The organism is Niallia yueguangensis (assembly GCF_052663115.1).
In genome coordinates this window covers 24,814-38,811 of record NZ_JBQTCX010000025.1, presented here as the reverse complement: position 1 = coordinate 38,811, position 13,998 = coordinate 24,814, and the positions used below count along the sequence as shown (strand labels likewise).

At 35.0% G+C, this 13,998-nt stretch carries 13 protein-coding genes and 1 riboswitch; of the genes, 5 read left to right on the top strand and 8 right to left on the bottom strand.

The window, feature by feature from the left end; genetic code table 11:
• Positions 1-3: 3 nt before the first annotated feature.
• The 3 genes from ACTYA4_RS18660 to ACTYA4_RS18650 all read right to left on the bottom strand — a co-directional run bounded on the left by ACTYA4_RS18660 (position 4) and on the right by ACTYA4_RS18650 (position 3,068).
• Entirely contained in the window at positions 4-201 is a 198-nt protein-coding gene (locus ACTYA4_RS18660) for a Fe3+ hydroxamate ABC transporter substrate-binding protein (protein WP_443481196.1), read from the bottom strand.
• A 109-nt stretch (positions 202-310) separates the two neighbouring features.
• On the bottom strand, positions 311-1,510 hold the full coding sequence (locus ACTYA4_RS18655) for a phosphoglycerate dehydrogenase (protein ID WP_443481197.1): 1,200 nt from the start codon (positions 1,508-1,510) through the stop codon (positions 311-313).
• A 180-nt stretch (positions 1,511-1,690) separates the two neighbouring features.
• Positions 1,691-1,769: riboswitch (ZMP/ZTP riboswitch) on the bottom strand.
• 219 nt (positions 1,770-1,988) lie between these two features.
• Positions 1,989-3,068: an ABC transporter permease subunit gene (locus ACTYA4_RS18650; RefSeq protein ID WP_443481198.1), complete on the bottom strand. Its 1,080-nt coding sequence runs from the start codon at positions 3,066-3,068 to the stop codon at positions 1,989-1,991.
• A gap of 266 nt (positions 3,069-3,334) precedes the next feature.
• Between ACTYA4_RS18650 and ACTYA4_RS18645 the strand changes: the two genes are divergently transcribed.
• A complete protein-coding gene (locus ACTYA4_RS18645) occupies positions 3,335-4,267 on the top strand; it encodes an aldo/keto reductase (protein WP_445505834.1) in 933 nt (310 codons plus the stop codon).
• A 315-nt stretch (positions 4,268-4,582) separates the two neighbouring features.
• On the opposite strand, the gene ACTYA4_RS18640 is transcribed toward ACTYA4_RS18645, so the two are convergent.
• On the bottom strand, positions 4,583-5,839 hold the full coding sequence (locus tag ACTYA4_RS18640) for a DUF445 domain-containing protein (RefSeq protein ID WP_443481200.1): 1,257 nt from the start codon (positions 5,837-5,839) through the stop codon (positions 4,583-4,585).
• A 175-nt stretch (positions 5,840-6,014) separates the two neighbouring features.
• Here ACTYA4_RS18640 and ACTYA4_RS18635 point away from each other — a divergent pair, with 175 nt between their 5' ends.
• From ACTYA4_RS18635 to hcp, 4 genes are all read left to right on the top strand, one after another.
• Positions 6,015-7,271 (top strand): cation:proton antiporter, encoded by a 1,257-nt coding sequence (locus ACTYA4_RS18635; protein ID WP_443481201.1) that lies wholly within the window; start codon positions 6,015-6,017, stop codon positions 7,269-7,271.
• 37 nt (positions 7,272-7,308) lie between these two features.
• Complete coding sequence (locus ACTYA4_RS18630; RefSeq protein WP_443481202.1) at positions 7,309-8,640, top strand: TrkH family potassium uptake protein; 1,332 nt, start codon at positions 7,309-7,311, stop codon at positions 8,638-8,640.
• 28 nt (positions 8,641-8,668) lie between these two features.
• A complete protein-coding gene (locus ACTYA4_RS18625) occupies positions 8,669-9,325 on the top strand; it encodes a potassium channel family protein (protein WP_443481203.1) in 657 nt (218 codons plus the stop codon).
• Positions 9,326-9,449: 124 nt separating this feature from the next.
• Positions 9,450-10,736: a hydroxylamine reductase gene (gene hcp, locus ACTYA4_RS18620; RefSeq protein WP_445505833.1), complete on the top strand. Its 1,287-nt coding sequence runs from the start codon at positions 9,450-9,452 to the stop codon at positions 10,734-10,736.
• Between the two features lie 26 nt (positions 10,737-10,762).
• On the opposite strand, the gene ACTYA4_RS18615 is transcribed toward hcp, so the two are convergent.
• From ACTYA4_RS18615 to kdpC, 4 genes are all read right to left on the bottom strand, one after another.
• Positions 10,763-11,455, bottom strand: coding sequence for a Crp/Fnr family transcriptional regulator (locus tag ACTYA4_RS18615; protein ID WP_443481205.1), 693 nt, complete (start codon positions 11,453-11,455; stop codon positions 10,763-10,765).
• Positions 11,456-11,614: 159 nt separating this feature from the next.
• Complete coding sequence (locus ACTYA4_RS18610) at positions 11,615-12,031, bottom strand: CBS domain-containing protein (protein ID WP_443481206.1); 417 nt, start codon at positions 12,029-12,031, stop codon at positions 11,615-11,617.
• Positions 12,032-12,045: 14 nt separating this feature from the next.
• On the bottom strand, positions 12,046-13,191 hold the full coding sequence (gene kdpDN / locus ACTYA4_RS18605; RefSeq protein ID WP_443481207.1) for a KdpD-like non-kinase potassium sensor: 1,146 nt from the start codon (positions 13,189-13,191) through the stop codon (positions 12,046-12,048).
• 219 nt (positions 13,192-13,410) lie between these two features.
• The gene (gene kdpC / locus ACTYA4_RS18600) at positions 13,411-13,992 is read right to left on the bottom strand and encodes a potassium-transporting ATPase subunit KdpC (RefSeq protein WP_445505832.1); all 582 of its coding nucleotides are present in this window, start codon (positions 13,990-13,992) and stop codon (positions 13,411-13,413) included.
• Between the last annotated feature and the right edge of the window lie 6 nt (positions 13,993-13,998).

Genomic DNA, 13,998 nt, shown 5'->3' with positions numbered 1-13,998 from the left:
GTACTAAGGATTCCTATCCCCTGGCGAATATAATTTCATCTTATTAAAGCATTTTTCACAAATTATTTTTCCTTCATTTTGTAAAAATGCTTTAACTTCTGTCATCCCTCTGCTTTTTGGATAACGCATCTTCACATAAATTTCTTCATATGCGTGAATTTCTTTGTCACAAACAGAACATTTAGCAGTAACTTTAAACAAAACTTATTCCCTCCTTCTTTATCTTTTTACGAATTATTCCATAAAAAGTTTCAACAAATTAAAAAAAGCCCCAACCCCTAAAAGGAATTGAGACTTTATTATAGTTTGCTTAAATAACACGAGTTGTAACGATGCCTTCGATTTGTCCGATTTTTTCCTTTAATCCAGGAATGATATCGCCATTTACTTCATTTTCAATATCAATCATCGTATACGCATATCCATCACGGCTTCTGTTCACCATATCAGCAATGTTTAAATTATAGCTTGAAATTGCAGATGTAAGCTGGCCAACCATGTTTGGAACGTTTTGATGGAAAACTGCCACGCGTTTTTTTCCTGTATATGGAAGATAAACGTTTGGAAAGTTCACTGAGTTTTTAATATTTCCTGTTTCTAGATAATCCTTTGTTTGACGAGATGCCATAATCGCACAGTTTTCTTCTGATTCTTCTGTAGAAGCTCCTAAATGCGGAACTGGAATAGTGTTTTTCATTTTTAACACTTGCTCATTTGGGAAGTCCGTAATATACTTGCCGACTTTTCCACTTTCAATTGCAGCTTCCATATCCTCTTCATTCACAAGTCCACCACGTGAGAAGTTTAAAATAGTAACGCCATCCTTCATGATGCTAAATGTTCCTTGGTTAAACATTTCTTTTGTATCAGCAGTTAACGGAACATGGACCGTAATAAAATCAGAATTAGCAAACAATTCTTCAATTGACATAGCACGCTGAACATTGCGTGACAAGTTCCAAGCTGTATTAACAGAGATGAACGGGTCAAACCCAATAACATCCATATCTAAATCAAGAGCAGTATTTGCTACAAGTGCACCGATTGCACCCAACCCGATTACACCTAGCGTTTTCCCCTTCACTTCATTTCCAACAAATTGTTTTTTTCCTGCTTCTACAAGCTTTGGAATTTCTTCACCTTGATCTGCTATTGTCTTTGTCCAAGCAACACCATCAAAAAGGTTGCGAGATGAAGCCATTATTGAAGTTAGCACCAATTCTTTTACAGCGTTAGCGTTAGCACCAGGTGTATTAAATACAACAATTCCTTGCTCTGTGCATTTGTCAACTGGAATATTATTGACACCAGCACCTGCACGCGCGATTGCTTTTAAATTATCGCCAAGTTCAATTGAATGCATGTTAAAGCTACGAAGAAGAACTGCATCTGGATTTTCGCTATCATTGTCGATCGTATAGTTATCATTATTGAATACTTTAAGCCCGCTTTCGGCAATATTATTTAACGTTTTAATAGTTTTTACTTTTTCAGCAATTGTTGATGTCATTTTAGTTCTCCTCTTCTCATTTATGATCGTTTTTAAATTACTAAATAAATGCATAAGATTTAGGTCCGGGATCTAGCCACTATTCAACTTTGATGAAATAATCTATCTTTTCCATTAAAAGTAGTATCGACTTAAATATCCCCTCCTAATAAGCAGAAAGAGGCAAGGGATAAAATCCCTTACCTCTGCCCAGGCGAACGGCTACGACACTATGTGCTCCCTCACGGTTATCCGCGTTTCGCCAGTCACACATAGCCTTTTCAATTACCTTAACTTTAACAAATTCCTGAGCATTCTTCAACCTCTATTTAAAGTTTTCCATATTTTTATTTCTTAGGCTAAGTGTTGCAGTTAGAATTTTACTGTTTGATTATAGCATAACTTAATAGAAGATTACTATGCGAATTAGTAAAGTTATGAATTTACTGATAATCATCATATAAATAGTAGAAAGGACTTAAGATTTTAGAACAATAGTCTATTCCAAATACTTCATTCTATTATAAGCATAAATCATTTTCATCAAAATTAGTGACACGATGACAATAAAAACAATCGCGGCAAAAGGCAATAACAAAGGATATCCGAAAACATTAATAACTTCAAAATTTTTAAATAAACCACTTACTTTCATTAAACCATAGGAAGTAAAGCAAAGGATTATTTTTGCAATTTTCGAATATGCATCCAAATCAATCCAGATAAAGTTTATATAAACAAACCCGCTAACAGCAAAAGAAATAAATGCATTTTTAGACAACGATGAAACGAGCAGAATAAATAAGCAATAGCTGATCGTTGCAATGAGTTGAATTCCTAGCTGTATAAAATAATATTGCCCCATTGTTAGAGCATAAGGAGATTCATAAAACGAATATACATATTGAAGAAGTGATGACCATCCAAAATGACCATTACAGAATTTAATTAAACATAATGCATATAAATGAAAAGTAATACAGACAATTGTTGAAAAAATAACCGCTGCTAATATTTTTGCCGTAACGATCTCTTTGCGGCCTTTTTCAGCGCTTAAAATCAGCTGATCCACCCCAGTTGTATTTTCGATTGAAAAGATGCCCGCTAAACCGATCGTAATCAGTACAGCTATTAAAATAGCAATCGTTTCCGAATAGTAAATTAAATCCATCAACCCTATATCTTCATAATAAACTGGTTGTGAAATGTTCTTTAATAACTCTCTTTCCATTATACTTTTACGATATTCAAATCCTTCCCCTTTAAGCGAAGACAGTTTTTCCTCAATCACTTTCGTCCGCTTATCTAAGTTTTGAAGAATTTGGACATTGTTTACCATTTCCCCATAAATTTCTGATGGTATCTGTGATTTTTGTTTATCATTAGCAGTGCCTGAAACCATTGAAATAACTTCTTCTGGTATAGGTCCTTCATATTGCGCTTTATTAGTTGTTTTGTCTTCAAAAGAAGCATTACTGATAATTCCTAATGACAAATATCCAAATAGAAAAATACTCAAAAAATAGATTGGCTTTTGCTGAAATATTTTATATAACTCAAACTTCAATAATTGTTTCATACCATTTCATCCTCACCAAAAGATTTATAGCCGTTTCACTGCCATTTTTAATTTCTCTTACTAACTCCTCGTCTGGTATCATTGTTCCACCACAATTAATAGAACGAGACATGGATATAAAAGGTTTTAAAATCTAGTAGTTTTTTTGAGGTTATTAGCGAACGATGATTTGAAAATAATCATAGGCTTAACAAGCATATCTTTTCTGCTTTTTCCCTAATTTTGCTAATATGAAAGGTGAATCAAACAAAAGGAGATGCTGCTCTGTGACGAAACTTACGAAATTAGGAAAATCAGATTTATATGTAAATCCAATTGGTCTTGGGACAAATGCAGTTGGAGGGCATAATTTATATCCTAATTTAAATGAAGAAGAAGGCAAAAACCTTGTACGTACAGCTTTGAACAACGGCATAAACTTTTTGGATACAGCTTTTATTTATGGACCAAAGCGTTCAGAAGAATTAATCGGAGAAGTAATCAAGGAAATTGGAAAACGTGAGGATGTTGTAATCGCTACAAAAGGTGCTCATAAGTTTGTTAATGATCAAGTAGTGTTTGATAACTCTCCTTCCTTCTTAAAGCAATCGGTTGAAGATAGCTTAAAACGCCTTCAAACAGACTATATTGATTTGTACTACATCCATTTTCCTGATGAAGCAACACCGAAAGATGAAGCGGTGGGTGCTTTAAAAGAGTTAAAGGATGAAGGGAAAATTCGATCGATTGGTGTATCCAATTTTTCTTTAGAACAATTAAAAGAAGCAAACAAAGACGGCTATGTTGATGTTATTCAAGGAGAGTATCATTTACTTCAGCGAGATGCGGAAAAAGAAATGCTGCCATATACTGCCCAAAATCAAATTTCCTTTATTCCTTACTTTCCACTAGCTTCCGGTTTATTAGCAGGAAAATACAGCAAAGAAGACACCTTTAATGACTTACGATCAAACATGCCTCATTTCCAAGGGGAAAATTTCATCAAAAACTTAGAAAAAGTCGATCAGCTGCACCCTATCGCAGAAGCCAAAAATGCAGAAATAGCTCACATCGTTTTAGCATGGTATCTAACGAAAGACTCCATTGATGCCATTATTCCAGGTGCAAAGCGATCAGAGCAGGTTTTAAATAATCTTCAAACGTTAGAAGTTCAATTATCACCAGAAGATATCAATAAAATTGATCAGATTTTCAAATAAAAACGTTGCTTAAATTTTTGTCAAATAGGTGGGCAACATGATGAATAAGAACTGTCCATAAGTGAACTGCACCCTAATTTTTAGGCAACGTTGAGCCGTACCCCGATTGTTAGACAAAAAATCTAATAATTGGGGTTTTTTAGGTAAGGTGTAGGAATAGCCGTTTTCTACTTCCATCCGGCGAGTTTCCTTTCTTGTCCGGCGGATTTCTCCTTTTGTTCAACTTTTAAAGCATAAAAAATAGAGGCTCCCACAAAAGACCGTATAATACGGCTTTTGAGCACCCTCTACTAAGACTTTTTATTAATTATTCTCTTACACAATCGCCTTAAAAATAGCTAAGACAATTCCAATTAGAAAACCGCAAATAGCACCATTCACTCGAATCCATTGCAAATCTTTCCCGACGTTTTGTTCCATTAAATGAATAAGCGTTTCATTATCTAATTTATCGAGATTTTCTTTTACAAGCATACCTATTTTGCTATGATTATTTTCAATAAAATAAGAGATTTGTGCTTGAATCCAATTTTCCATTCTATCTAATTTTTCAGGATCAGCTTTTATTCCATCTATAAAGTCTCGAATAAATGTAAGCACATGCTTCTCTATAAATTCTTTATCTTCTGTTAGCAGAAGCAATTTATTCTGAAACTGTTCCAAGCTTTTTGTAATTTGCTCTGTTGGACTCCAACTGCTTACCATCTCATCTTTCCATTCATTTATATCTGCTATCAGCTCTGCTCGATCTTGCACACTTTCCAATTCTTTGTGAACTCGAGCAAGAATCAAATGGCGATATGGATTATCACTCTCTTGTAAAAGAGCGATTCTTTTCAGAAAAAATGGTTGAAGCATATTCCCAAGCTTCTCCTCATTAATTAAATTGCTAAACGAATGAAGAGCCATCTTTAAAAAGCCATCTGCTTTCGTATTGTCCAGCATTTGTTTCGCCATTACCCCAATTTTTCGTTTTGTATCTTCTTTTGCCAGCCACTTTTCCGTCTCCACCAATACATAATTCAGCGCTTTTTCGTCCAAATTTCGATTGATCGCTTGATTGACAAGCGACTGTAGAAAGTTCTTTACATCAAACGAAAGAATATGTTTCTTTAGCTCCTTCTCGATAATTGGTGCAATTTTTTCTGGATTCACATAGCTAATAGCCTGATGAAGCATCGATCCAATCCTTTTATAAAAGCCATCTGAATTCAATTCTTTCTCTGCAATTTGCAATAATTTGTCTGTAAATTTTATTTGTTTTAATTTCTTCTGGATGCTTTCTTTTGTCAGCCAATTATTTTCAAGCATGGAAATAAGACCGTTGACCAAAGTAGCACGCTTTTTTGGAAGCAATGCAGTGTGTGGAATCGGAATGCCAAAAGGGTGGCGAAAAAGAGCGGTAACAGCAAACCAATCGGCCAGTCCTCCTACTAGCCCTGCTTCAAATCCTCCTTGTAGCAATCGGCCTATTATTGAATCTTGAAAAGGAATAGTGAGGAGAAACCCAGCTCCCATTATTCCTAATGAAATTTTTGCAAAGTATCTTGATTTATTCTTTTGTTTTGACATCGTAATTAACTTCCTTCAAATATTAATTTTTTCACTATACTATAGAATAACATTTTTCTTATTTATAGTAAAAACATCCATTATTTTTAATGACATTTATCTTCAATAAATAATTATTTTTTAAATGTGCAACATAGGTAGTATGGAAATTGGAAGGAATGAAGGAGGAGAGATAATGGAATCAAGTGTAATGAATATTGTTCAACATGAACTATATATGTTGACGATGGTGTTTATTTTTGGACTTATTGCAATGAAAGCAGCAGAACGTATTCATATTCCTGATGTAGCATTGTTTATGATTGTAGGTATTATTTTAGGCCCAACGGTTTTAAATTTAATAACAGCACCAATTGAATCAGTTTCTTATCAATTCATTATTGTACTAGGTTCTATCTTAATCCTATTTGAAGGCGGCAGAGCCATTCAAATTTCCATTCTTAAAAAAGTATGGTTGACCATATCCCTTTTATCTATAGTAGGTGTAGTTGTTACCGCAATAGTTGTTGCAATTAGTGCCTATTATTTATTAGATCTTCCACTTTTGTATGCTCTTTTATTAGCATCTGTGATTGCATCTACAGATCCTGCAACTTTAATTCCCGTTTTTAAACAAGTTGCCATTAGGGAAAAAGTAAGGCAAACGGTAGAAAGCGAATCTGCTTTTAATGATGCAACAGCTTCCATTTTAACTTTTACCTTATTAGGTGTTATTCTTGGACAGACAAAATTATCTTTATCTTCTAGTGTATGGAGTTTTTTGCGTGAAGCTGGCGGCGGAATTATTATCGGAATATTAATTGGCTTCATTGGTATATTTCTGACTGCTGAACATAAGTGGGGATTATTGCAAAAATACAGTTCAATAGTAAGCATTGTTATTGCCATTAGTGCTTATTTGACTGCAGGGGTTATCGAAGCTAGTGGATTTATGGCTACTTTTACAGCAGGACTTATTCTAGGGAATCCACAGCTGTTTCGTTTTCAAATTACACAAGAGACTAATTTAACTGTCTCTCGCTTTTCAGAAACATTAACTTTACTTCTAAGAACACTTATTTTCATGCTGCTAGGAACCCAAGTAGATTTTAACGTATTAAGTCAATTTTGGATGCAAGGGATACTGATTGTATTTATTTTTATGTTTGTTGCTAGGCCGCTCACTGTCTTATTGTGTACTTTACCAGACCGAAATGCAAAATGGAGCTGGAAAGAAATTGTCTTTATGTTCTGGGTTCGTGAAACAGGCGTTATACCAGCTGCTCTTTCTGGAATGATTGTCGCTGCAGGGGTTGACTATGCAAATAAAATTTCTTCTGTTACCTTTATTGCCATACTTGTAACTATTCTTTTGCAAGCAAGTACAACTAGTTTTGTTGCAAAAAAGCTGGGTATTATTTTAAAATCTCCTATGAAGGGAGCAAGAAATTAATTGTATTTAAAAAATCCATTTAGTTAGGAAGATTAAAATGAAAAAAATGTATTTAGATCCTCCAAAGATACTAGTACTAGGCTTTGCGACAATCATCATTATTGGAGCTATTCTTTTAACCCTCCCCATTGCTACGGTTGATGGAGAAGGATTATCTTTTTTAGACGCATTATTTACAGCTACATCTGCTACATGTGTAACAGGGCTTGTTGTAGTAGACACAGGATCTACCTTTACTCGATTTGGACAGGCAACCATTCTGTCCCTTATACAAATTGGCGGACTAGGATTTATGACGTTTGGAACATTAATCGCTTTTCTTTTAGGAAAAAAAATCTCACTAAAAGAAAGATTGCTGCTTCAGGAATCATTAAATAACATTTCAATTGAAGGAATTGTGAGGTTGGCTAAAAGAATTTTAATTTTTACTGCAGTTATAGAGTTTGTCGGAGGTGTCATCTTATCTTTCCGTTTTGCTCTAGATATGCCGATTGGTAAAGCCATTTATTATGGTTTTTTCCATGCTATCTCCAATTTCAACAATGCTGGTTTTGATTTAATGGGAGAGTTTAGAAGTTTAACCCCCTATGTAGATGATCCAATCGTAACCTTAACTGTTTGTGCTCTTATCACACTTGGGGGCATAGGTTTTATTGTTATGAATGAAATTTATGAATACCGTCAAACCCGTCGTTTTTCTTTACATACGAAAATAGTTTTGATAACTAGCTTATTTCTTACTATTGGTGGGACGCTCCTAATTATGCTGTTAGAGTATTCAAACAGTAAGACCTTGCAGCCTTTATCCTATTCTGGGAAAGTACTAGCATCATTTTTTCAATCGGTTACGCCTAGAACAGCAGGCTCTAATACATTGAATATTCCAGACTTGACACAGCCTACTTTATTTCTGATCATTTTCCTTATGTTTGTTGGGGCATCTCCAGGTTCGACAGGCGGAGGGATTAAAACAACTACTTTTGCAACATTATTAGGTACAGTACGAGCACAGATAAAAGGGAAAGAAGATGTTATTTTCTTTCGAAAGCGGATTGCTTTTGACACGATATTTAAAGCCATTACCGTTACTTTTAGTGGCGCATTTTTGGTTGTAGTCATCACTATGCTGCTGTCTATCACAGAGACTGGAAAAGATTTTTTAATGATTTTATTTGAAGCTACTTCTGCATTTGCCACGGTAGGACTCTCCATGGGCTTGACCCCTGAGTTGTCTCCTATTGGCCGCATACTTATCATTTTTACGATGTTTGCAGGAAGAGTTGGACCTTTAACAATTGCATTCGCAATTACAATGAGACGCAAACCGGATCCTTTCCGTTATCCAAAAGGGAAAATTATGATTGGTTAATTAAAACTTTAAGGAGTGTAAAGATTATATGCCAGAACAACAATATGCTGTCATTGGACTAGGACGTTTTGGGTCCAGCGTTGCTGAAAAATTATTCGAGGCTGGACAACAAGTAATGGGGATTGATATTAAGGAGAAGCGTGTTGAAGATGCAGGTTCATTGGTTACTCACGGCGTTGTTGCAGACACTACGGAAGAAGAAGCGCTAAAATCTATTGGAATACGAAATTTTGATACGGTAATCGTTGCAATTGGAGATGATATGCAAGCAAGTATTTTAACTGTTTTACTCTTAAAGGAATTAGGAGTAAAACAAGTGATCGCAAAAGCGGTGAATAAAAAACACGGAAAAGTTTTACAAAAAACAGGAGCTGATTGGATTATATTCCCTGAAAGAGATATGGGTGAACGTGTTGCTCATCAGCTTTTATCTCCAAATGTTTTAAATTTTATCGAACTTTCTAGAGATTATCATATTGAAGAAATAAAAGTTCCTTCATTTATGATCGGAAAAAGTTTAAGTGAACTTGATGTGCGTGCTCAATATAACTTAAGTGTCATTGCCATTGTTAGAAACGGAGATATTATTATCACTCCATCTCCTGAAATAAATATTCAACAATCCGATATTTTGGTCGTGATCGGGAATACAAAGGATTTAACAGCTTTTTCGAGGCTTGATTAGCAATCTGTACTCCTCCTTATTTTTGAACAATTTATGACATCTGCAGAATGGTGATTTATATCACTATGCTCGATAAAAATCAAATGTATGCTTATTGTATCAATGAATGAGGGAGAGAAGTAAAATGTTTTGTTATCAGTGTGAGCAGACGCCAAAGGGTGGATGCAAGGTCATCGGCGTTTGTGGGAAAGATGAAACAATCGCAAGTTTACAAGATACGATTATTTTTGGATTAAAAGGGATCGCTGCTTATCGTACCCATGCCGCTCAGCTCGGTGCGACAGATCCTTTTGTGGATGCAACAACCCACGAAGCATTATATATGACACTGACTAATTCCAATTTTAATGTGCAGGAACATATTGATATGGCAATGAAAGTAGGTCAATCAGCTGTTCGTGTCATGGAATTGCTTGATGAAGCTCATACCAACCGAATAGGCATTCCAGTGCCTATTCGAGTTTCACAAAATAAGATAGAAGGCAAATGCATTATCGTAACAGGCCATAATTTATTTGCATTAGAAGAATTATTAAAGCAAACAGAGGGTAAAGGAATCAATATTTATACACATTCCGAAATGCTTCCTGCCCATGGTTATCCGGCATTAAAAAAATATTCCCATCTGAAAGGAAACATAGGAAAGGCTTGGTATGATCAACGCCGTTTATTTGAAAAATTCCCTGGCGCCATTCTTGCAACAACAAATTGTGTGATGCCAATTAAAGGTTCCTATGCGGATAGAATGTTCTCTTATGAAGTAGCTGGTTTGGAAAATGTCCAAAAGATTGAGGGAGATGATTTTTCTGTTCTAATCAATCGAGCATTAGAGTTGCCAGAAGCGAATATCGAATCTGATGAAACTCTAGTAACCGGCTTCCATCATGAAACAGTGCTTGGGCTTGCCCCCGAAGTCATTTCAGCAGTGAAAGACGGAAAAATTAAACGTTTCTTCGTGATTGCAGGCTGCGATGCTCCAGGAAAAGGGGGAGAATATTATCGTGAACTAGCAACCTCTCTCCCACCAGAAACAGTCATTTTAACGACTTCCTGCGGCAAGTTCCGCTTTAACGATGTCGATTATGGTGTCGTACCTGGTACAAATATACCAAGATACATTGATTTAGGCCAATGCAATAATTCTGGTTCTACGATTAAAATTGCAAAGGCGTTAGCCGAAGCATTTGAATGCTCTATTCATGACTTGCCAATCAGCATAGTTCTTTCATGGTTTGAACAAAAAGCAGTCGCTATTTTATTAGGTTTATTTAGTTTAGGCATTCAAGATATTCGAATTGGACCAAAACCTCCAGAATTTATCTCAGACGGAGTTATGCAAGTTCTGCAAGAAACTTTCAACTTAAAATTAATTGGTACAGCACAAGAAGATTTGCAAGAAATGCTTCAATAAAAAACGGTGAGCTACTCACTGTTTTTTTATTGAAATAATCGATCAAGCAATTTGTCCGGATGTATGATGATATCTCCTTCATAAGTACGGATTAATTGCTCTTTTTTTAGCTTTGTAAATGTTCTGCTGACCGTTTCTCTTGTTGTTCCAATCATATTCGCTAGATCTTTATTGGTAAATTCTCCTGTTAAAAGAACAAATCCGTCCTCTAATTTTTTCCCATGCGTTTTGCTTAATCGAATCAGCAATTTGATGATTTGCTGATATGTATTGTTTAATATTTGCTCCCCTAACCGATCTTGAAGATCCACAATTTTTTCCCCTAGTACTTTAAATACTTTAATACATAGCTCGGGATTATCTATTAACACTTTTTCAAACTCTTGAATGGGAATAACGACCAATGATGCTTCTTCCTGCACTTTTGCAAAAGCTGGATATCCACCCTTTCTGAAAAAACCTACATGCGGGAACATTTCGCCTTTTTTTAAAACCGCCACGATTTGTTCTTTTCCATTTAGATCCGTTCTATAAACTTTCACTTTTCCATCAAAAATAAAATACGTATTTTTAAGCGGTTCACCTTGCAGAAATACGTGGCTCCCTTTCTTAAATGTTCTAACCATGCCTATTTCCACAATCCTTGCTAATTCACGATTATCCAACTCTTTAAAAAGAGAAAATTCTGATAACAGTTTATTAATGTCTTGACTATTCATTATGCACCTCTAAAGTGAATGGCTTTCTATTATTTTACCAAAAAAATTAAATTGATTTAACGAAAAAAAATCTCACACTTGTTAACGTTCAAAGTGTGAGAATGAAGGAGTGAAAGGATTAAATAAATAATATATAATGTTTGTTTTGGAAACTTTGAATTATAGGTTGCCTATTTTTTTATTTATTTTCATTAAATAATCAATAACTTCTCTTCTCCTGATAATCACAATAAAAATCTCTTTGTCATCTAATACAGGAATAAAATTTTGTTCTAATACTCGTAAAAATACATCTTCAATTTCAGCATTAATTGTTATCGGTTGATTAACTCGATGAATTGGCACTTCAGAGATGTTGACTCGTTCTGTATTTTTAAAATTTAAAGTTGGTGTATGTTTTAATTTCCAAAGTAAATCACCTTCAGTAAGTGTTCCAGCGTACTTCCCTTCTTCTGTTAATAAAGGAATTGCCGTATATCGATGGTATTCCATTTTTTCTAATGCTTGCCTCATTGTTGATTTAAAAGGAAGATATACAACATCTTTTTTCGGAATTAAGAAAAATGCTATATTCATTTTTTGTTTTCTCCTTACTTTCCAACTGAAACAATATGAATTTCAATATTGGAAGTTTCCCTCATAATGCTGTTGACAATGGAGCCTCTTATTATTTCTTCCCATCTAGATTTTGCAGATTGCCCTAGTAGGATTTGCGTTATTTTATATTGTGCTGCTATTTCTACAATCGCTTTTGCGGGCTTACGTTTATTTGCTTCCTGTAATAAAAATTCAGCATTAAATTGTTTAGCTAATTGCTTCCACTGGTTAATTTTTTGTTGTTTCTCACTAGAAATATTGCTGGCATTTCCTATTACATTTAAAATATAGAGTTCTGCTTTCAATCGACTGGCCATGCGAAACCCTCTTCTAATTAACCTTTCAGCAGTTGGTCCATATTGTACACACACTAGAATTTTTTCATGTACCCCCGTGTGAAGCAATGAAGAATTTGAAATATTTTGCATGTTTTTTTCATCTACATCGTCAGCCACTTCTCTTAAAGCTAATTCTCTCAATGAAGATAGATTTGAAGATGTAAAAAAATGATTTAAACTCTGTGCTATTTTTTCTTGCTTATAGAGCTTTCCTTCTTTCAGCCTCTTTTGCAGTGTTTCTGGTGTAACGTCGATCAATTGAACCTCATTAGCTTTTTGAATAAAAGTATCAGGCACTCGTTCTCTAACAGCAACTCCAGTGATTTGATAGACAATATCGTTTACACTTTCTAAATGCTGAATATTCACAGCTGATAGAACATGTATGCCAGCATCTAATAGCTCTTCTACATCTAAGTAGCGCTTCACATGTTTGGAACCGGGAATATTTGTGTGTGCTAATTCATCTACAAGCACAATTTCTGGTGAACGACTAATGATTGCTTCTACATTTAATTCATAGAATATTTTCCCTTTGTATTCAATTGCCTTTAGCGGAACCTGTTCCAAATCCATTATTTGCTCTTCCGTTTCTGCTCTGCCATGTGTTTCAATTAGTCCGATGACAATATCCTTCCCCTCTGCCCCCAGTTCACATGCATCTTGCAGCATTTTGTAGGTTTTTCCTACACCTGGTGCTGCACCTACATAAAGTTTTAGTTGTCCCCTCTTTGATTCCGCTATTTCTTCTAACAGTTCCTCAGGTGTTTTCCGTCTAAAATAAGGATGATTTTCTCCCAATTCATTCACCTCATAAAAAAAGCTTAGGGCACCTTGCTCAGCTCCGAAGAAAAATGTTCATTCGACTTAGATAAAGTGCTTTTTACTTTTAGAGGCAAAGGGTTATTTCTCACTGGGGCTTAGCTAGAGAGCTAGACACTCATCTAAGTTCAAAAATTTTATACTTCTTATCTTCTAAATCTATGGAGGCCGACTCTTAGAGTCAACCTCCTTCATCCTTTACTTTATTCTTTTATCAAGATCTAGGTTTAATAACAGAACATTAATACGTTCTTCGCCTAATAAACCTAGTTCTTTTCCTTCTGTGTGTTTTTCTACTAATTCTTTTAATTCATTAGTAGAAAGATTTGTTGCTTTTGAGATGCGGTCAATTTGAGCATATGCTGCCTCAGGACTAATATGCGGGTCTAAACCTGATCCCGAATTTGTCACAAGGTCTATTGGTACATGATGAATTGGAATATTAGGGTTTTCTTTCTCCCATGCTGCTATAGACGCTTCTATTCGTTTGACCATTTCTTTATTTGATGGAGCATAGTTATTCGATCCTGAACTTGCACCATCATTTTTAATGCTTGATACTCTTCCATGGAAATACTTTGATCCTGTAAAATTTTGACCAATTAACCGTGAACCAATAACTTCATTATCCTCATTATATAATAAACTTCCATCTGCTTTTTCTGGCATCACTACCTGGGCAATCCCAGTTACAACAAGTGGATAAACTAAACCACACAAAAGCATCATAACCAAGCTTATGCGAATGATTGGACCAATTATTGATTGTTTCACTTCCATTCTATT

Bases quoted from the DNA above. Each gene is read 5' to 3' on its own strand.
- ACTYA4_RS18655 (WP_443481197.1), bottom strand. From the start codon at position 1,510: ATGACATCAACAATTGCTGAAAAAGTAAAAACTATTAAAACGTTAAAT.
- ACTYA4_RS18650 (WP_443481198.1), bottom strand. From the start codon at position 3,068: ATGAAACAATTATTGAAGTTTGAGTTATATAAAATATTTCAGCAAAAG.
- ACTYA4_RS18640 (WP_443481200.1), bottom strand. From the start codon at position 5,839: ATGTCAAAACAAAAGAATAAATCAAGATACTTTGCAAAAATTTCATTA.
- ACTYA4_RS18635 (WP_443481201.1), top strand. From the start codon at position 6,015: ATGGAATCAAGTGTAATGAATATTGTTCAACATGAACTATATATGTTG.
- ACTYA4_RS18630 (WP_443481202.1), top strand. From the start codon at position 7,309: ATGAAAAAAATGTATTTAGATCCTCCAAAGATACTAGTACTAGGCTTT.
- ACTYA4_RS18625 (WP_443481203.1), top strand. From the start codon at position 8,669: ATGCCAGAACAACAATATGCTGTCATTGGACTAGGACGTTTTGGGTCC.
- hcp (WP_445505833.1), top strand. From the start codon at position 9,450: ATGTTTTGTTATCAGTGTGAGCAGACGCCAAAGGGTGGATGCAAGGTC.
- ACTYA4_RS18615 (WP_443481205.1), bottom strand. From the start codon at position 11,455: ATGAATAGTCAAGACATTAATAAACTGTTATCAGAATTTTCTCTTTTT.
- ACTYA4_RS18610 (WP_443481206.1), bottom strand. From the start codon at position 12,031: ATGAATATAGCATTTTTCTTAATTCCGAAAAAAGATGTTGTATATCTT.
- kdpC (WP_445505832.1), bottom strand. From the start codon at position 13,992: ATGGAAGTGAAACAATCAATAATTGGTCCAATCATTCGCATAAGCTTG.